The organism is Sphingomonas sp. BL-S-30, from assembly GCF_055521475.1.
On record NZ_CM145481.1, the window covers coordinates 2,740,684 to 2,759,375 of the forward strand.

The 18,692-nt window shown below is 63.7% G+C and carries 13 protein-coding genes; 4 read left to right on the forward strand and 9 right to left on the reverse strand.

Annotated elements, in window-relative coordinates:
- Nucleotides 1-443: 443 nt before the first annotated feature.
- From ACZ1I5_RS12775 to ACZ1I5_RS12815, 9 genes are all read right to left on the reverse strand, one after another.
- Nucleotides 444-1,496, reverse strand: a complete 1,053-nt coding sequence (locus ACZ1I5_RS12775) for an amidohydrolase family protein (RefSeq protein WP_465169626.1) — start codon at nt 1,494-1,496, stop codon at nt 444-446.
- Between the two features lie 41 nt (nt 1,497-1,537).
- A complete protein-coding gene (locus ACZ1I5_RS12780) occupies nt 1,538-3,811 on the reverse strand; it encodes a TonB-dependent receptor (RefSeq protein ID WP_465169627.1) in 2,274 nt (757 codons plus the stop codon).
- A 125-nt stretch (nt 3,812-3,936) separates the two neighbouring features.
- A complete protein-coding gene (locus ACZ1I5_RS12785) occupies nt 3,937-4,353 on the reverse strand; it encodes a DUF3830 family protein (protein ID WP_465169628.1) in 417 nt (138 codons plus the stop codon).
- Entirely contained in the window at nt 4,350-5,708 is a 1,359-nt protein-coding gene (locus ACZ1I5_RS12790) for a peptide MFS transporter (protein ID WP_465169629.1), read from the reverse strand. The genes ACZ1I5_RS12785 and ACZ1I5_RS12790 overlap by 4 nt, the downstream gene beginning before the upstream one ends.
- Nucleotides 5,705-6,562: a M55 family metallopeptidase gene (locus ACZ1I5_RS12795; protein WP_465169630.1), complete on the reverse strand. Its 858-nt coding sequence runs from the start codon at nt 6,560-6,562 to the stop codon at nt 5,705-5,707. The genes ACZ1I5_RS12790 and ACZ1I5_RS12795 overlap by 4 nt, the downstream gene beginning before the upstream one ends.
- Nucleotides 6,563-6,606: 44 nt before the next feature.
- Nucleotides 6,607-7,497, reverse strand: coding sequence for a M15 family metallopeptidase (locus ACZ1I5_RS12800; protein WP_465169631.1), 891 nt, complete (start codon nt 7,495-7,497; stop codon nt 6,607-6,609).
- Nucleotides 7,494-8,786 (reverse strand): peptide MFS transporter, encoded by a 1,293-nt coding sequence (locus ACZ1I5_RS12805; RefSeq protein WP_465169632.1) that lies wholly within the window; start codon nt 8,784-8,786, stop codon nt 7,494-7,496. The genes ACZ1I5_RS12800 and ACZ1I5_RS12805 overlap by 4 nt, the downstream gene beginning before the upstream one ends.
- The gene (locus ACZ1I5_RS12810; protein ID WP_465169633.1) at nt 8,786-9,775 is read right to left on the reverse strand and encodes a dipeptide epimerase; all 990 of its coding nucleotides are present in this window, start codon (nt 9,773-9,775) and stop codon (nt 8,786-8,788) included. The genes ACZ1I5_RS12805 and ACZ1I5_RS12810 overlap by 1 nt, the downstream gene beginning before the upstream one ends.
- Nucleotides 9,772-10,785 (reverse strand): DUF1611 domain-containing protein, encoded by a 1,014-nt coding sequence (locus ACZ1I5_RS12815; RefSeq protein ID WP_465169634.1) that lies wholly within the window; start codon nt 10,783-10,785, stop codon nt 9,772-9,774. Before ACZ1I5_RS12815 ends, ACZ1I5_RS12810 begins: the two co-directional genes overlap by 4 nt.
- Nucleotides 10,786-10,988: 203 nt before the next feature.
- Between ACZ1I5_RS12815 and ACZ1I5_RS12820 the strand changes: the two genes are divergently transcribed.
- The 4 genes from ACZ1I5_RS12820 to ACZ1I5_RS12835 all read left to right on the forward strand — a co-directional run bounded on the left by ACZ1I5_RS12820 (nt 10,989) and on the right by ACZ1I5_RS12835 (nt 18,426).
- Entirely contained in the window at nt 10,989-11,963 is a 975-nt protein-coding gene (locus ACZ1I5_RS12820) for a LysR family transcriptional regulator (RefSeq protein ID WP_465169635.1), read from the forward strand.
- Nucleotides 11,964-12,087: 124 nt separating this feature from the next.
- Entirely contained in the window at nt 12,088-13,227 is a 1,140-nt protein-coding gene (locus tag ACZ1I5_RS12825) for an aminotransferase class I/II-fold pyridoxal phosphate-dependent enzyme (protein ID WP_465169636.1), read from the forward strand.
- A gap of 8 nt (nt 13,228-13,235) precedes the next feature.
- Nucleotides 13,236-14,819 carry a serine hydrolase gene (locus ACZ1I5_RS12830; protein ID WP_465169637.1) on the forward strand — a complete coding sequence of 528 codons (1,584 nt, stop codon included), beginning with the start codon at nt 13,236-13,238 and terminating at the stop codon, nt 14,817-14,819.
- A 214-nt stretch (nt 14,820-15,033) separates the two neighbouring features.
- Nucleotides 15,034-18,426, forward strand: a complete 3,393-nt coding sequence (locus ACZ1I5_RS12835) for an indolepyruvate ferredoxin oxidoreductase family protein (RefSeq protein WP_465169638.1) — start codon at nt 15,034-15,036, stop codon at nt 18,424-18,426.
- The last annotated feature ends 266 nt before the right edge of the window (nt 18,427-18,692 follow it).

An 18,692-nucleotide genomic window follows, 5' to 3' on the forward strand; every position in this document is an offset into this window, starting at 1 on the left:
GCATGCGCGATGTGGGGTGAGCTGGACGCAGCGATCGAGGATCGAAAGGTCCTGGGTTTCGCGATGGGCTGCCTTTTCGCCGCATGGCGGGAAATGCCCAGACAAGCAGAAGGACGCTTCGCTCTGGCAAGATACGCCGTTGTGCTGTGCCTAATGCTGCCCATTGCATTCCTTCAATTCGAAACTGCGGTGGCGATGCCGTTTCTAGCTCCCGAGCAAGCCACTGCTTTACCATCGCTGTTGGTGCTTTGGGTGTTGCTCGGCATCGGGCACCTGCGACTTGCTTGGTCACTCCTCGACCGCAATTGGGCACCGGCCGCAGAGATGGCTGCGTTTAACGTGGCTGTATCGGCAACGCTGGCAATCGACTCTCAGGTCGAACGCTCCGGGGCTCCGAACCGGCAACCACGCCAGTGCGTCCGCCAAGCGATCAGCTTCGCCGTTCACCGGCGCCGACACGGCGCCCGGTCCCTCACATACGCGGCTTGATTATAGGCGACGGTCCGCCAGTCCGCCTCGCTCAACGCAAGCGATGTCTTTTGATTGGCATAATAGGCGCGCAGATCGAGGCCGGACGTATAATCGGAGCCGGGCACAAACCGGTCGAGTCCGGTGCGCCGCATTATGGCGCCGAGCGCAGCGTCGTCATTCGCGGTAGCGGACAGCTTGCGGGCGTTCGAGAAAAGGTCGGGCACCATCGCGAGATCAAATACCAGATGCCGCGTTTGGGCCGGCTCGTCATGGATCGCATCGGCGAACACGCCGAGCACCGAAAGCACGCCCTTGTCGAGGCCGCCACCGCTGCCGACGTGCGCAATCTGGATCGGCACGTGCGGCGCTGCGGGGAGCACCTTGGTCAGAAAAATTCGCGCATCCTCGGGACCATAGGTCGAAAGCTGCGTCTGAAGGTGGATGACGATTGCCAGATGATTGCGGTCGGCTGCCGCGAATACAGCGGCGAGTTTCTTGACCTGGGCCGCGTCGCGGAAATCGAAGCCGGAATTGCCAAGGTGCATTTTCACGCCGGCCGCGCCGCCCACTTTCCCCCAATGATCGATTTCCGCAACGGCTCCGGGCCAGAGCGGATTAACGCTGATGATCGGTATCAAGCGACCGCAATGCGCTTTTGCCTGGGCAACGATAAACTCGTTCTCGGCGCGGATCAGCTGCGCCAGCTTGCTTCGCGGCACTGCCGCGGCCGGCGAGGCGAAGAAATAGGCCCCCGAGAACAACACACCCTTCCTTATCCCGGCGGCATCCAGCGCGCGGACGACGTCGTCACCGGTCGAGGGTTCCTTCGAGATCTCTTCGGGACAACGCTCCGGCCCGACCGCTTTGCAGATTCCTTTCAGCACTGCCGACGAAGCAGGCGAGAAGATATGGATGTGGTGATCGACCAGAGGCGTATCCGCCGGGATGCCCTCCTGCGCCGACAGGGGCGCGCTGACCGTGATGCAGGCCGCCGCGATCATGAGCCGGGTGAGGAACGCCTTCATCGAAATCCTTTCGTGTCTGCGAAATCCCACCCGGCGCATGGTCAGAACTTCGCCGAAAGGGTTGCCCCAATGGTGCGCGGCTGGATCACGCTTGCGGAGTAGGGCGGCAGATACGCATCGTTGTTGAGCGACGCGATATAGTTGAAGCCCCGCTTGTCACCCACATTCTTCGCGAAGATCGACACACTAAAGGCCTCCAGGTCGACACCGGCGCGCAGATCGACGGTCGCGTAGGCCGGCAGCGTCGGACGCACATAGCTCGCCGGCGAGCCCGAAATGAAGCCCGCTCGCCGCGCGCCGACTGCGTGCACGCCGGCACCGACATAAGCCGATACGCCGCCGGAGAGCGTGAAGTCATAGTCCGCCGACAAAGCGCCAGCCCATTTCGGAACATTGGGGAGCCGGTCGCCGTCAAAGCCGGCTACGCCTGGCGAATCCTCGGTCAGCTTGGCGTCCGTATAGCTCGCGTTCCCCGACAAGCGCACTCCGGTTACCGGCTTCCACGTCGCGCTCGCCTCGACGCCGAGACTGCGGGCCGCGCCGCCATTGCCGGCGCTGGTAAAGCCGCCGAACTGGGTGAGCAACTGGATATCCTGCCAGTCGATATAAAAGGCCGAGAGGTCGAGCGTCACTGCATGGTTGAACAGCGCTGCCTTATAGCCGATGTCATAGCTGGTCAGCGTGTCCGGCTGGTACTGCGAAGGCACGCCCGCGGCAGTCTGCGCCGGCGTGACGGCATTCGGCCCGCCCGGGCGATAGCCGGAGGCGATGCGCGCATAAAGGATGCTGTCTGCGTCCAGCTTGAATTTGGAGGAGACCTGGAAGGTCGTGCTCTTGTCGGATGAGGTTTCCGCGACGGTGGTGGTTGGCCCGATCGCGAAACCGCCATGGGTTTCGCTGAAGTCCTGTGTGTTGCCGCTGTGGCGGAGACCGCCGGACAGGTCGAGCCGCGGAGTGATATGCCAGGTCACGTCGCCGAAGCCGGCATATTCGGTATAATGCGAATAAAGATTGGCAAAGAAGACCGCGTTGTCCGGGAGGATCTTTGTCTGCGTCGCGTACAGGAATGTCGAGCTCGGCTCGAGCCGCGCCGTCGTCTCGCGCGTGTAGTAAAAGCCCAGGCGCCATTCCAGTGTGGTGTTGGCCTGGGATTCAACCCGCGCTTCTTCGGTCCATTTCTTCAGGCTGAGATCCGAACCGACACTGAACCCCACCCCTGGTACGCCGAGAAGGCCACTCAGCGTCGGGCCCAGCTGGGTCGTCTGGTCGGTGGTCGCATACTGCCGCAGCGTACTATAACTAGTGACTGACACCAGGCGCGCAAAATCGAGATCATAGGTCACGGTGCCGCTATACAGACGATAGCGCAGCTTGAGCGGCTCGGGCGTGTACCGGACATGGGTGAGGTCGCCCTGCAGTGGCGCAAGGCTGGTCCCCGTTACGACGACATCCTCGTCGGACGATCCCTGTCCTTCGAGATTCTGCAGCGTCGCGGTCAGATCGATCGAAAAATTCTCGCTCGGCCGGAAGAGCAGCGCAGCTCGCCCTCCCTCGACATCGGTGCGATTGACGTCGGAGATGCCCTGCTGCGTATCGTCGATGAAACCGGCGTCCCGGCGCTTGTAGGCACTGACTCTCAGCGCGAGCGTGTCGGTTATCACGGGGAGATTGAGCATGCCCCGGAATTCAAAGCCCGTACCACCCTTGCTGACGCCATTGACCCCCGCCTCTACGCGCCCCTTCACCTTTTCGAGATCCGGCTCTTCCGTCACATATTTGACGAGGCCGCCGAGCGAACTCGCGCCGTAGAGTGTGCCCTGCGGGCCGCGCAGGATCTCGATGCGCTTGATATCGCTCGGATCGAGATCGGGGCTGAGATAGCCGGCAAGCGCCTGCGTCGTCGACGATCCGAAGGCGGTATCGTCGATATAGGTGGCAACGGTCGAGCTGATCGGCGAACCGGTGGTAATGCCGCGCAGAATGATCTGGGTCTCGCCTGGGCGCGTCGTCGTCAGGTTGAGTCCGGCCGTGTGCGCCGCCAGATCTTCTAGCTTGTTGGCATGGGTACGCGCGAGATCCTCAGCGCTGACGGCGGTCACCGGCGCCGGCACATCCAGCAGGCGCTCGGTCCGCTTGTTCGCCGTTACGACGATGTCATCGTTTGGCCCGGCATCGGCCACTGGACCGGTCTGCGCCTGAGCGCTCGCCGCGGAGGCCGTCATGCCGGACACCGCGACGCCGCACAGAAGCGCGGCGCAGGTTGCCGCAACGCCGCGACGCGGCATGCTTTTCGAGTTGGTCAGGAGGTAGGACATGTAAAACCCCTTTGCTGCGCCGCGGCATTTACCTGCTGACGTCGGCGCAGGAGAATTGATTTACATTTTCGAGACAACACGTCTTATCTAATGCGTCCATTAGCAGCGTCGCAGGCTCGCACGGATCAGTCGGCAAGCTTGAACGCGATATCCTGTGCGCCCTCCCACAGGGCGCGACGACCGAGCTCTGCCAGCTGATCAAGCCCCTCCACAATCGACATGAAATGGTTCGCGGCGAGCTGGCCAAGCTTGCTCGCAAAACGCACACCGCCATAGGCAAGCAGGATCTCGGTCTCGCCGTAACCGCCGGGATAAAAGATGATCTCGCCCGGTGCCGGATAGCTGGTCGCGTTTTCGAAGGGCAATCCGGGGTCATGATCGCCGAGCGGGATCCAGACCCCCTCGCCGCTCCAGCGGACATGAACGACCTTCTCGTGGTACGGCAGCATGGATCGAAACGCCGCACAGGTCTTTGGCGCCCGCTCTTCCTCAAGCCGCGCAACAAAACGGAGTGAGCCGGCGGTGATCGCGATTCTGGTCATGAGATACTCGTTGTTGAAGGAGGATTGGTCGCGAGCAGGGCTCGCGAGACAAGCCGGATGAGAAGCAGGGCGACAAGGCCGCCGCCGGCGAGGCCGACATGGAGGAGCCAGAAGTGGGTTGGTCCCAACGGGGCGAGCAGCCCGCCGACCAGGCCCATCAGGAAGTTAGCGCCGACCAACTGAAGATAATACATGCCGATGATCGTCGAGGCGAAACGGCGCGGGGCGGCACGGGCGTAAAGGGCGAGCGCCACCGGGAGGACGTTGGCGAACCCCACCTCGTTGAGGAAGGCGAAGCAGATGAGCCAGCCCAAGCCGACCTCGCCTCCAGTCGCCCGGATCGACCCGAGCACGAGCATTGCCGGGGCGACGCAGAGAAAGGCAGCGCCGATCACGATCTTCGTCATTTCATCAGGCTCTGGCCGCCGCCGTGCCCAGACCCGCCAGAACGCCACGGATCCTGGAAGGCAGATGATCGTCGCGACCGATTCCAGTGTCAGGAGCCAGGTCACCGGGAGTTCGTGACCGAAAGCGTGGAGCCCGACATGCGCTTTTGCCCAGAGCAGATAGGCGTTGCCGACCTGCTGGTTGGGAATCAGCAACACCGCAGAGACCGGCAACATCGCCAGCAATACCATCATCACCTGCCAGTCGCGCCCGTTCATCGGGGCGAAGGCGACCCGGCCCGCCTCACGCGGCACTTCCGCGGGATAATATTGCGTGCCGGCCAGGTAGATTGCCAGGCCGACGAGCATGCCGACACCAGCCGCACCGAATCCCCAGGACCAGCCCACCATCTCGCCTAGCGTTCCGCAGACAAGCGGAGCAAGGATCGCACCAGCGTTGATACAGAGGTAGAAGATCTGGAAGGCGTCGGCCCGGCGTTGATCGCCCGGTGCGTACAGGCCGCCGACCTGGGACGCGATGTTACCCTTGAAACAGCCGGCGCCGAGCGTGAGAAGCAACAGCGCCAGCAGGAACGGCTGTTCGAACGCCATCAGGAAATGACCGGCGGCCATCAGGACCGCGCCGAGAATCACCGTGCGGCGCCGGCCGAGCAGGCGGTCTGCGAGCAGTCCGCCCAGGATGGGGGTCAGATAGACGGAAGCGGCGAACATTCCGAAGATGGCCGATGCAAGCGCCTGGCCGGACAAGGGCCCTTGCTCTCCCTGCAGCAGGGCTCTCAACCGCGACAGGCCTGCGACCTTCTCGACATGACCCGGCAGCAGCAATTCGGTCGCCATGTACAGGACGAGCAGCGCCTGCATCCCGTAATAGGAGAACCGCTCCCACGCTTCGGAAAAGGCAAGATAGGCGATCCCTCGCGGATGGCCGAGAAACGTCGGCGCCGTCACGCCAGCGCGTCCTTTGCCGATGTCAGGAACTGGAGGAAGCGCGACACAGCCACGATATCGGGGCAACCATGGCGGATCGTGAAGGCATCGACCCGCTCTACTCCTTGGAGATAGGACAGCCATTCCGCCATTAACCGGTCACGCAGGCGGAGCTCGAGGTCGATCGGGCCAGCGATGACAAAGGGTTCGATCGTGCCGACCTTGCTCACTGCCTGCTGGATGCCCTCGCGCAGGGCGAGGCCGGCCGCGCGGGGCGATAGCGTGTTGGTCGAAAGAAACCCGTAGCTGCTTTTGAGGCAGGCAGTCGCAATGCCCGGCAGCAGCGCACTGGTCTCCGACACCGCCACATCGTCGCCGGCAATCATTAGCACCGGGATCTTATGATGCCCGGCGATCGCGGCGCTGATCAGTGCCTCGGACGCCGCAACGCCGTTCAGCCGTATCTCCTGAAAGAAATGCCCGCTGACGGTGTGCGACAGCGTGCCGCCGATATTTCCGGCACCGGCATGGTAGCCGACCAGGAGCGCGCCGTCGTATCGGCCGCTCTCGATTCCTTGCATCATTCCCAGCGGCCGGGGCCAGGAACGGACCAGTCGGGCGTATTCGGGCATCCGTTCGTACCGGATGTTTTGCCCATTGCCATGAGAGTCGCTGATCACCACTTCGGTCGCGCCAAGCTCGGTCAGCATTTCGCAGGATGCGAGTACAGCATCCGTCATCCAGTCGCGCGCCTGCTCATATTCGAAGCGGCCCGGCATCAGATTGTCGCGTGACGCGACACCTGCGATACCTTCGATGTCGGCGGAGATGTAGAAGCGCTTGGCGGAGAGACTTTGAGGCATGCGCCAAGCCACCCGATGCGATAGACAAAGACAAATGCCGAAAGCTAATGCCGCTATTAGACCGCCAGGTTGGCGAAGCTGACATTCTCGATCGGGTAATCCTGCCAGGCGTGAAAGTCGAAGTGCCACCACTCGTCGGCCTGAACCGCGAACCCCTCCGTCTCCATTGCCATGCGCAACAGGTCACGGTTCCAGCGGGCCAGGGTCGTACCGCCCCGATACTGGCTGTGCGCGCGCTCGGTCGGTTCGTCGAAGTGCGACGGCATTACCAACAGCGACCCCGTTTCCGCGTCGCAGAGCGACAGATCGATCGCGCAGCCGCGATTATGCTTGGACCCGATCGCTGGGTCAGCAACAAACGCGCGCGATGCCGGCGGCACGACGTCCCAGAACATCTTGGTGACCGACCAAGGCCGGTAAGCGTCGTGGATGACCAGGCCATAGCCGTGGCGCGCCATGGTACCCTGGACCCGAGTGAGCGCGTCCACGACCGCCGGACGGGCAAAAGCGTAGGGACGATCGTAGATCGCAAAGCCCATGAAATTGTCCGCCGTCGCATAGCGGATGTCGAGCCGGACTCCGGCTATGGCGTCGAGTGAGGCAAGGGCTTCCAAGCGCGGGCCGTCCGATTGAGACGAGGCGGAATATGCCGCGGGGTCAAGCGATTTCTGAAAGGCCGACACCAGCTCGGCACCGACGTCGCGGCGGCGCAGCGGCACCTTGTCGGCAAGAAGCCATTCGCCACTTGCCTCGAACGTCAGCCGCCGCCTCCCGCGCTTTCCCCTGAACGTGGTCGAGTCGACCCGCTCGAGGGCGTCGGCTGCGTATCCGGGTCCCATCGCCCAGAGCGCGCCCTCGGCCTCGAATATGTCGAGCAACACACCCGGGTCGCCATATTGCCCGATTAATGGAGCGAGATCGGCAGGCGGCGGAGGCGGTGCTCTCACGCGCCGCTCCTGGCCGCCTCGGCGCGGCTCACGGGGCCATTGAGCATCACGAGGCCGAACGCCGAGATTGCCGCGACGCCGCCCATCACCACGAAGAACTGCGCGGGTTGCATCGAGCTCCACAAGGTCCCCAGCAAACCCGCCAGAAGGTTGCCGGCGAACGTCGCAAGGAACCACGCGGCGATGATCGTTGCGCTCATATGGGGCGGTGCCAGCCGGGCGAACAGACCCACCCCGATCGGCAGCACCCACAGCTCGGCCGCTGTCAGCACCAAGAGGAACAGGCTCAGCCACACCCAGCTCGTCTGCCCGCCACTGGCTGTGGTCGCAGCGCTGGCGCCGGCCAGCAGGAGATAGGCAAACCCGATGCCGGCGGCACCGATTGCCATCTTGCTCGTCGAACTGGGCTCACGTCCCTCCCGCGCCTGACGGGTCCAGCGCCTGATCAGGAATGGGGTAATGATGAAGATCAAGAGCGGATTGAGGGCCTGGAACCATGTCATCGGAATGATAATGCCCTCGACGAGTTTGCGATCGACCTGTCCATCCGCCCAGAGCGCGATGGTGTTGCCGATCTGCTCATAAGCGCCGCGCAGGACGGCGACCGCGATGGCGACGCCCAGCAGGAGCCAGAGCGCGTTCCACCGGCCTGGTTCGGCCTCGACATGCGCGACTGGTCTCGCCCGGGCCGGCTCGGGAGGCAGATAGCGTGCGCCAAACACATAGATGAGCAGGCCCGTCAGCATGCCGATCCCCGCCAGGGCGAAGCCCCAATGCCAGCCATAGATTTCGCCGATGGTCCCGCACAGGATGGGCGCCAGCAGCGCGCCCAGATTCACGCCGACATAATAGACGCTATAGGCCGAGTTGCGGCGCGGATCGTCCTCCGCATAGAGACTCGCGATCTGGCTCGGCAGGTTTGTGAGGTAAAGCCCGTTGCCGAGTGCGATGGTCGCGAGCGCAACGTAGAAGAGTGGTTCTGACGCCATCAGGAAATGACCGGCCGCCATGATCGATCCACCGATGATGACGGCCCGCCTCCGACCGAGCCAGCGATCGGAAATGATGCCACCAAGGATCGGTGTGAAATAGACAAATGCCGTATAGAGCCCGTAGACCAGCGACGCGTGGGCCTGACCGAGCATCAGCTGCTTGACCATGTAGTAGATCAGCAGCGTGCGCATGCCGTAATAGGAGAACTTCTCCCACATTTCGGTCAGGAACAGGATCGTGAGGCCGCGTGGTTGGCCAAACCACATGGCCGAATCCGGGGAGGCGGCGCTGGCCACTAGCCCCAGAGCGCCGACGTCGGAGGGAGGACCCGGCCACGATCGTAGCGCAACGCGTCCGGCCAATCTTCTGCCTGGAGCAAGGGGCCGTCAAGATCGACGAAGTCGGCCTGCTGGGCCAGGATCGTCGCTGGGGCCATCGCCAGCGAAGAACCCGCCATGCAACCGACCATCAGGCCCAGTCCTTGTGAACGAGCAGCGGCAGCGAGCGCGAGTCCCGCAGTGAGTCCTCCGGCCTTGTCGAGTTTGATATTGATCACGTCGAACCGGCCTACCGCCTTTCCTAGATCGGCGACACTATCTATCAGTTCGTCGGCACAGAGCCTGATTGGACAGTGATACCCGTCCAGGCCTGCTTCTGCGCCGACCGGGATCGGCTGCTCCACCAACACCACGCCGAGTTTGGCCAGCACGGGTGCGAATTGCTTGAGTTGTTCGACGCTCCATGACTGGTTCGGGTCGACGATGAAAGTGCTGCTCGGTGCGCCCGCCCGGGCTGCCCGGACGGCACCGATCGGATCGCTGCCGTTCACCTTGAGCTTGAGCACGCGATGTTCGGCCCGCGCCCGCGCCGCGCTCTTATAATCGGCAGTTGGGCGAATTCCGATGGTAAACGCGGTATCGACCGGATTCTGCTCTGCGAGGCCGGCCAACAGGAAGGCCGGCGTGCCGCTCTGCTTGGCCTCAAGATCCCATAACGCGCTGTCGACAGCAAACCGCGCCCCGCCCGCCGGCAGCAAGTCGAGCAGCGCCGCCCGGCTCAGTCCAGCCTCGATGGGCGCGCGAGCCCCCTCGAGTTGCTTTGACATGCTCTCGGGCGTTTCGCCGGCATAGTCGACGCCGCAAGCCTCGCCGCGGCCGCGCGCACCCTTGGCATCGGTGAGCGTCACGCAAAGGCCAGGCACCTCATCCTGTACGCCGCGCGAGATCGCAAATGGCTCGCGCATCGGCCATTTCTTGATCTCGACATGCATGGCGAGCCGCGTCACGCCGGCACCCTGCCGCCCAGCACATGATCGACCAACGGCCCCAGGTCCGAACGCAGCGGATCGAAGCAGGGAAGGCCGTACTTGTCTTCGAAAGCCGCGATGAGCTGTTGAGCGTCTGCGGCCTCCATCTGAGACGTGTTGAGGCTGATACCAACAAAGCGAACCGCAGGGTTGGTCAGGCGCGCCACGCGCAGGTACAGGTCCATCGCTTCGCCAGGGTCGGGCAAGGGATAGCTTGGATAGCCGTTCAGCGTCTGGCGAAGCGGATGGTGGCACAGCACGAGTGCATCGGCCTGCGAGCCATGCACCAAGCTCAATGTGACGCCTGCATAAGCTGGATGGAACAACGAACCCTGTCCTTCGATCACGTCCCAATGATCGTCCGGTGCCTCGGGTGAAAGCATCTCGGCGGCGCCGGCAACAAAGTCAGCGATCACGGCGTCGATGGCGATTCCCCGGCCGGCGATCATGATCCCGGTTTGGCCCGTCGCTCGGAAATCAGCATCCACCCCTGCGGCAGACAGCGCCCTTTCGATCGCAAGCGCGGCGTATTTCTTGCCCAGGGCGCAGTCGGTTCCCACCATCAGCATGCGTTTGCCGCCGCGCCTTAGGCCGGTCGCCACGGCGAATTGGCGGGTCGGCGATCGAACGTCGTGCAGTGTCCGGCCAAGGGCAGAAGCGCGCTGCCTGACCTCGTCGATATCGGTGAGCCGCGTATGCAGTCCGCTGACGATGTCCAGCCCCGCATCGAGCGCTGCAAGTAGGCTTGGCGTCCAGCTTGCGGGCAGCAGCCCCCCGACCGGCGCAGCGCCGATCAGCAGCGACCGCGCCCCCCGTTCAAAGCCCTCGGCCATCGACAGTTCCGGCAGTCCGAGATCGACATCGCAGCCCGGCAGGCGAACCTGCCCGATTACGTCGTCAGGCAGCCAGTCGCGCACGCCGAAAGCAGTCTTGGTATTGGGTTCCCCTTTGGCATCGCCGAGAAAGATCAGATAGGGCCGCTGTATCATGGTTCGTTACCACCGCCTCACGCTCGTGACTGGGGGCGGACATGGTGCCGCGCCTTCCTGAATGACGCGGGTCAAGGAACCACCGCGCCCACGGCAGGACAAAGCCTCAAAGCTAATGCGGTCATTAGGCTTCTCGCACGACCTTCCGTCGTCGGCCCCATGTGGGTTGTTGCGAAATGCGGGCGTATGGGTAGGTTCGGACGATGATACCCCGCGAAGACTCGAAGGCGGATGCCCACCGTCTCGACGCTCAATTGCTGTCGGACCTTTGGGTATTTCGCGCGGCAGGTCGCTTCGGCTCGATTACGGCTGCAGCTCGGCAGCTGGGCGTTACCCAGGGGGCCGTGAGCCAGCGCGTGCTGCGGCTCGAGGCCCGCCTGAACACGCCCCTATTCATTCGCAACAAGAGCCGCATCTCGCTTACCGATGCGGGGGAGCTGCTGATGAATTCGATGACGAATGTCGCCAGGGAGCTGAATGACAGCATCAGCCGCATCTACCAGCATCAGCGCGGTGCGATCGTTCTGAGCTGTGTGCCCTCGCTCGCGACCGAATGGCTGGTTGCCCATCTTGAGAGTTTCTATCGCGAGCATCCCGGCATCGAGATTTTCCTGCGTTCCGAATTCGTGCTGTGGACCTCGGAGCGGCTCGACGACGAGGGGGTCGACCTGGTTATCGATTACACCGGGGAGACCGCGGAGAGCATGCACGAGTTAGCCGCCGTGCGCGAATTGCTCTTCCCGGTTTGCTCGCGGGCCTATCTTGAGCGCCTTCAGTCGGACGATCCGCCGCCCATCGTCCTTCTACACGACGACGTGCCGTGCGCTGGCGAAGCGCCCAATCTCGAATGGAGCGACTGGCGCCGCATCGTGAATACGACATGGCCTGACGCGCCGGTGATCGATCGCCACTTCAACCTCTCGATCCTCGCTTACCATGCGGCGATGTGCGACCAGGGTATCGCCATGGGCCGCGCCGCAATCGTTCAGCGCCTTGTGCAACGCGGCGAGCTCGTGCCCGCCGCCCCATATGCGCCAGTGCCTGGTCCGAGCTATCGCATCGTGACCCATCGGCCTGGCGACGCACGTTCCCCGGTGCGGCAATTCGCCGCCTGGTGGGCCAGAACGATGGCGGAGACGCAATCTCAGATGCTCGCGCTCGTCGCGCCCGGAAACTGAGCTCGATCCATCGCGCTGGCTAATGGGTCGTAGAGTTTTCCGGGATGGCCAACAGATCCCTCCCATGGTGCCTTGGTGCGCTCGCCGCTTTCGGTGACGCCTGAAGTGCCGCGAGGATAGCCAGTTGAACTCTCGAATCGAACCCTTTCATGCGATCGCGATCAGTCAGCTTGCCCATAAGCTTCGACTTGAGGGCCGCTCGGTCATCCACATGGAATTCGGCCAACCTTCAACCGGTGCGCCAGCCAAAGCGATAGCGATAGCCCGGCAGATCCTGGAAAGCGATCCGATGGGCTATTGGGAAAGCATTCCTCTCAAGGAACGTATCTCCCAGCATTACAACGAGAGGTATGGCCTGGAGGTCGCCCCGGGCCGAATCGTGCTGACGTGCGGCGCCTCGCCTGCGCTCGTCCTCGCGTTGAGCACGGCGTTTGTGCCCGGTGACCGCGTGGCCCTGGCCCGGCCCGGCTATGTCGCGTATCGTAACTGCCTGCGCGCGTTGCACATGGACGAGATCGAACTTGAGTGCAGCGCCCCCGAGAGGTTTCAGATCAGCGCTGCCGCCATCGCCGCGATTGATCCTGCCCCTCGCGGCGTGATCATCGCGAGCCCCGCCAATCCGACCGGCACGATCATCGCACCGGACGAACTCGCCGCTATCGCCAGCGTTTGCTCGGAACGGGATATCCGCATTATTTCCGACGAAATCTATCACGGGCTCAGCTACGCCGCGCCGGCACAGAGCATGCTGCAGCATTCCCAGGACGCCATCATCATCAATAGCTTCTCCAAATATTTCAGCATGGCCGGGTGGCGGTTGGGCTGGATGGTCGCTCCCGCCGACATGGTCGAGGAAGCCCGCAAGCGGATGGGGAACATGTTCCTCACGCCGCCGTCGCTCAGCCAGCATGCTGCCCTCGCCGCTTTCGACTGCAGGGAGGAACTGGACGGCCATGTAGAGACGTATCGCCGCAACCGGGCGTTGCTGCTGGAAAACTTGCCCGCGCTGGGATTGGGCGAGATTGCCCCGCCCGACGGCGCCTTCTACATCTATGCCTCGGTCGCGCATCTCACAGGAGACAGCCTTGCCTTCTGTAAGAAAATGCTGACCGAGACCGGCGTCGCAGCAGCCCCCGGGCTCGACTTCGATCCGGAGCGCGGGGGCGAGTTCATCCGGTTCAGCTTCGCGGTGTCGACCGAGTTGGTGCAGGAAGCGATCGAGCGGCTCCGCGCCTGGCTGCCGCAACAGGCGCAGCTAGCATGAGGGACCCCGTGCAGATCAGCCGCCGCGCGCTTGTGAAAGGGGCCTCACTTGGCACTCTCGCGGCGATCGCACCGTCAACCGGAAGTGCCGCGTCACCGGCGCTTGACGCACTCGACAGCACGGTCACCCGCTTCATGGCCGCCTTCGACATCCCAGGCGTCGCAGTCGCAATCGTGCAGGCGGGTCGCGACCCGATACTGCGGCCCTATGGTGTGCGAAAGCTGGGGGCGCCTGCCCGGGTCGACGTGCACACCCAGTTCGCCATCGCCTCGAACAGCAAGGCGTTTCTGAGTGCCAGCCTTGCGCTGCTGGTGGATCAGAAGAAACTGTCATGGGACGACAGGGTCACGCAGCACGTCCCCGAGTTTAGAATGTATGATCACACCGTAACGACGCTGATGACCGTGCGCGACCTGCTGGTGCACAATAGCGGGCTGCCGCTCGGCGCGGGCGATCTGATGCAGGTGCCGCCGACCGATCACAGCGCCGCGGACATGCTGGCGGCACTGCCGCATTTCAAGCCGGCGTCGCCATTTCGGTCCGCCTATGCCTATGACAATATCCTCTACATCGTCGCGGGCATCGTGCTGCAACGCGTGTCCGGCCTCAGCTGGGACGATTATGTCGCCAGACGGATTTTCGCGCCGCTAGGCATGGATGACGCGGTGACCAATACCAGCCTGATGACGGGCCCGAACATCGCTGCCCGGCACGCCAGGCTTGGCCCGCCGACGCGCGGACTCGGCACTATCGAGGTTGTGCCTCCGTCGGAGTCGCCGGTCATCGGACCGGCAGGCGGAATCGGTCTGAGCGTGGCCGGGGCCGTGCCCTGGCTGCAGGTCCAGCTTGGCAAGGGAGCGATACCGGGCGGCGTTCGCTTGTGGAGCGAAGCGCAGGCGAGGGAAATGTGGACGCCGCGCACGATCATCTCGAGCGGCCCGGGGCCAGGCGCCGATCACCCCGAGCGGACGGTTCTGTCGGCCTACGCCCTCGGTTGGGGCGTTGCCGACTATCGCGGTTGCCGGATGCTGTCGCACTCGGGCGGGCTCGCCGGGCAAGTGACGCGGACGACGTTACTGCCCGATCAGGGCATCGCCTTCGTGGTCTATACCAATTGCGAGGACAGCGATGCGGTCTCGGCCCTTCGCTACGCCATCATGGACCTGCTGCTGGCCGCACCGGCGCATGACTGGCTGGCTAACGCCCGCAGCACCCGCGCCGAACAGCTGAAGCAGGTCGCGGCCCTGCTCGGAAATGGCGACTTCAAAGCGCCGGCCGGCGGACCGAGCCGCCCCCTCGACCTTTATGCCGGTCGATACCGGGACCCGTGGTATGGGGACATTGTGATCGCGCGGAGAGGAGCGAACCTCTTCATCGATTTTACGCGTACACCCGCCCTCAAAAGTGCGCTAGAGCCCTTTGGTCCAGACTGCTTCCGCACGCGGTTCAAGCGCGGCGCCGGGGAAGACGCAGTGATCTGTTTCGACATGACGCGCGGAGACATGGGAGGCGTCACGCTCAGAGCTCTTTCTCCGCTCGCCGACTTCAGCTTCGACTATCACGATCTCAGGCTGAAGCGCGTTTCGAACTGACAGCGCGCCCACGCGGTTCGTCCCGCTGATCGCGCAGCGTCCATGTACCTTCGTGGATAGCGTGCCGAACCCGCCGCCCTCGGCGGGCCGCGTAACGGCTCAATTCCCGGCCTCATGGCCCCATTACGAATTGGTGGTTTGAAATGCGCGTCGGAGCAGAAATACGGGTGCGATCGACGATCCCGACTCCCTGCACAAGAGGCACGCGTGCACCATGCCCACCGATACGATAAGCCTGAAGGATCGGTACCGGGTCGATGCCCGTCGCGCGTTGATCAGCGGTTCGCAAGCGCTTGTGCGCCTGCCGATCGTGCAACGCGACATGGATCGCCGCGCCGGTCTCAACACCGCTGGCTATATCAGCGGCTATCGCGGATCGCCGCTGGGCGGATATGACGACGCCTTGTGGAAGGCTGGCGATGAGCTGGCCGCGAGCGACATCGTCTTTCATCCCGGGGTGAACGAGGATCTGGCGCTGACCGCGGTTGCCGGAACCCAGCAGATCGATTTCATGCCCGGCAAGAAGGTCGATGGCGTCTTTGCTCTTTGGTACGGCAAGGGCCCGGGAGTCGATCGCTCCGGCGATGCGATCAAGCATGCCAATCTGCAAGGCGTATCGCCGCTGGGTGGCGTGGTGCTGATCTATGGCGACGACCATAATGGAAAATCGTCGACCACGGCGCACCAAAGCGACCTGACCCTCGCCAGCTGGGGCGTGCCGACCCTCTATCCGAGCAGCGTCGCCGAAATCCTGGAAATGGGGCTCGCTGCGATCGCGATGTCACGCTACTCGGGGCTTCTGGTCGGGCTGAAGCTCGTCAACGAGACCGCAGAGGCAACGGAAGCGATCGACCTGCCGACCCCCATGCCGTTCATCGTTCCGGACGCGCCCGAGGTTGAAGGGGGTGTCCACATCCGGCCGGAAGTCATGGCGACGCAACGGCAGGATGCACGGCTGGTACGCCACAAGCTGCCCATGGCTGCTACCTTCGCGAGAGCCAACGCGCTCGACCGTATGGCGTTTGGTGCCTTGCAGCCTGAATTGTTGATCGCAACGGCGGGCAAGGCCTTCCCGGATGTCATCGCAGCTCTCGCCCTGCTCGGCGTGGATGACGGGGCAGCAGAACGACTTGGGATCGGGGTCTACAAGATTGCCCTGATCTACCCGCTCGATCCGGCTGGCCTGCAAGATGCAGCTACCCGGGCGCGCGAAATCTTCTTCGTCGAGGAAAAGCGGCCCCATGCCGAAGCTCAGGCGATCATTCAGTTCTACGCGAAGGACAACCGCCCGCGGATCACGGGCAAGCGGGCACCGGACGGCAGCGCCCTGCTGCCCGAGGATATGCCGCTCGACCCCACAAGCGTGGCACTGGCGCTCGGCGCACGCATCGAGGCCATGATGGATCAGGTCGCCCGGCATGCCCCGCACTTCGCCGCGTCTCTGGCAGCGGTTCGTGCACGTGCACAGAGCGCGGGCGCGTCGCTGCCAGTTGCTGCACGGCGCCCGGCCTTTTGCCCCGGTTGCCCCCACAATCTGTCGACCAAGGTTCCCGAAGGCTCGTTCGGTGCGACCGGTATCGGTTGCCACTCGATGGTGATGTTCCATCCGGAACGTAATCCGATCCCGATGGGTCATATGGGCGCCGAAGGCGCGAACTGGATCGGCCTGTCGACCTTCATGGACATGCCGCATATTTTCCAGAATCTCGGCGACGGAACCTATAACCATTCAGGCTCGCTTGCCATTCGCGCTGCCGTGCGTGCCGGGACAACGATCACCTACAAGATCCTGTTCAACGACGCGGTGGCGATGACCGGCGGGCAGCCAGTCGAAGGCGACCTCACGGTGGGCCGGATCGTGCAGCAGGTCCGGGCAGAGGGCGTAGAGCGGGTGGTCGTTCTGTCTGAGGACCCGGGGCGGTTTAGCGACGAGCCGCTGCCGCATGGGACCGAATTGCGGCATCGCGACGAGCTTGACCTCGTCCAGAAGGCGCTGCGGGAACTTCCGGGCGTCACCGTGCTGATCTATGATCAGGTTTGCGCTGCCGAAAAACGCCGGCGTCGAAAGATCAACGCGTTTCCCGACCCCGATCGGCGGACGTTCATCAATGCGCTGGTCTGCGAAGGCTGTGGCGATTGCTCGACTGCGTCGAACTGCCTGGCGATCCAGCCGCTCGAGACCGAACTCGGCCGCAAACGCAGGATCGATCAGTCCGCCTGCAACAAGGACTTTTCTTGTGTCGCGGGCTTCTGCCCCTCTTTCGTGACGGTCGAGGGCGGCAGCCTCCGCAAGGCGGCACCCAAGCTTGCGCAGGTCGACCTCCCATTGCCCGAACCCGACTTCCGTGTGCCAGCGGAGGCGTTCGACATGATCATCGCCGGCATCGGCGGGACCGGCGTGGTCACGATCGGAGCTGTGCTGGGGATGGCGGCGCAGATCGAGGGCCTTCACGCCAATCTGTTCGACATGACGGGACTCAGCCAGAAAGGTGGCGCTGTGTTCAGCCACGTCCGGCTGCGCCGTGACGAGTCGTGCGTCGTGTCGGCCAGGATCGGCCCTGGTCAGGCCGATCTCGTTCTCGGTTGCGACCTGATCGCCGCAGTGCATCCCGAAGTGCTTTCCACAATCGCTGAGGGAACACCGGTGATCGGCAACAGCGACACCAGCGCCACCGCCAATTTTCAGGCCAACCGCGATTCTGCGATCGATCCGGCGACGTTGCTGGCGCCTCTCGCCACGGCCTCCGGCCTGAGTCCCAACACCTTGCATGCCAGCCAGCTGGCCACGCGCCTGTTCGGCGACGCGATCGGATCAAATATGATCCTGCTTGGCTTTGCCTGGCAGCAGGGCCGGATCCCGTTGCCGCGTGCGGCGATCATCAAGGCGATCGAGCTGAACAATCGCGCCGTCGCGGCCAATATCATCGCCTTTGACGCGGGCCGGCGTGCGGCGCTTGAAGCGGCGGATGTCGCGCCACCGCCGGAAACGCTCGATAGCTTCATCGGGCGCCGCAGCGACGATCTCGCACTCTACTGGAACCACAGCTACGCTCGGCGCTACGGCGACCTGATGGTTCAGGTACGTAGCGCCAGCGCCGGTGTCTCCGGCGGCGAGGCCTTTGCCTGGGCGGTAGCCCGTTCGGCATACAAGCTGATGGCGTATAAGGACGAGTATGAAGTCGCGCGCCTCTACGCGGATGGCCGCTTCCGCGCGGCACTGGAGAGTGAGTTCGACAGCCCGCGCGCGGTTAAGGTGCATCTCGCGCCGCCGATCCTCTCCGGCATCGATCCACGCACAGGCCATCCACGCAAGCGGACCTTTGGTCCTTGGATTTTCCCGGCTTTGGGCCTCCTGGCCAGGCTAAAACCATTGCGCGAGACCGTGCTCGACCCCTTTGGCCGAACCACAGAACGCCGCCTGGAACGCGACCTGCGGGACGCCTATCTGACAGCGATCGAGCAGCTTTCCTGGCGGTTGTCGGCCGACTCTCTGGACGACGCGTTGCGCGTCGCGAGTGCGCCGCTCGCCGTGCGGGGATTCGGGCATATCAAGATGCCGGCAGCGGCGGCGCTTCTCGCTGAGCTGCAACGTATAGCCGCAAACTGAGCCGATCAGCCCGGGATCCGCACTTCCCGTCTTGCCTCCGGTTCGGAAATCCGTCGGCGCAGTCACGCGGAGGCTCCGGCACCTGCGCGGCTCGAGCAAATAACGGTCGGCCGTGCCGCTCGCGCGCGTCAAAGCCTTCGGCGTCATCGTGAGCGTCACGTTCTCCAGTGGAAAAGGCGTGACGGGCTTTCCTCCACCAAGTAAGCGCGCCAATGCAATTGCGGCCACCGCTTGCATCGCCGCCGAGATTAGGGCTGCTGCATGTG

What these genes read in the sequence shown, in the direction of transcription:
- ACZ1I5_RS12815 (WP_465169634.1), bottom strand. Translation starts at nt 10,785, where the DNA reads ATGATACAGCGGCCCTATCTGATCTTTCTCGGCGATGCCAAAGGGGAA.
- ACZ1I5_RS12820 (WP_465169635.1), top strand. Translation starts at nt 10,989, where the DNA reads ATGATACCCCGCGAAGACTCGAAGGCGGATGCCCACCGTCTCGACGCT.
- ACZ1I5_RS12835 (WP_465169638.1), top strand. Translation starts at nt 15,034, where the DNA reads ATGCCCACCGATACGATAAGCCTGAAGGATCGGTACCGGGTCGATGCC.
- ACZ1I5_RS12780 (WP_465169627.1), bottom strand. Translation starts at nt 3,811, where the DNA reads ATGTCCTACCTCCTGACCAACTCGAAAAGCATGCCGCGTCGCGGCGTT.
- ACZ1I5_RS12785 (WP_465169628.1), bottom strand. Translation starts at nt 4,353, where the DNA reads ATGACCAGAATCGCGATCACCGCCGGCTCACTCCGTTTTGTTGCGCGG.
- ACZ1I5_RS12775 (WP_465169626.1), bottom strand. Translation starts at nt 1,496, where the DNA reads ATGAAGGCGTTCCTCACCCGGCTCATGATCGCGGCGGCCTGCATCACG.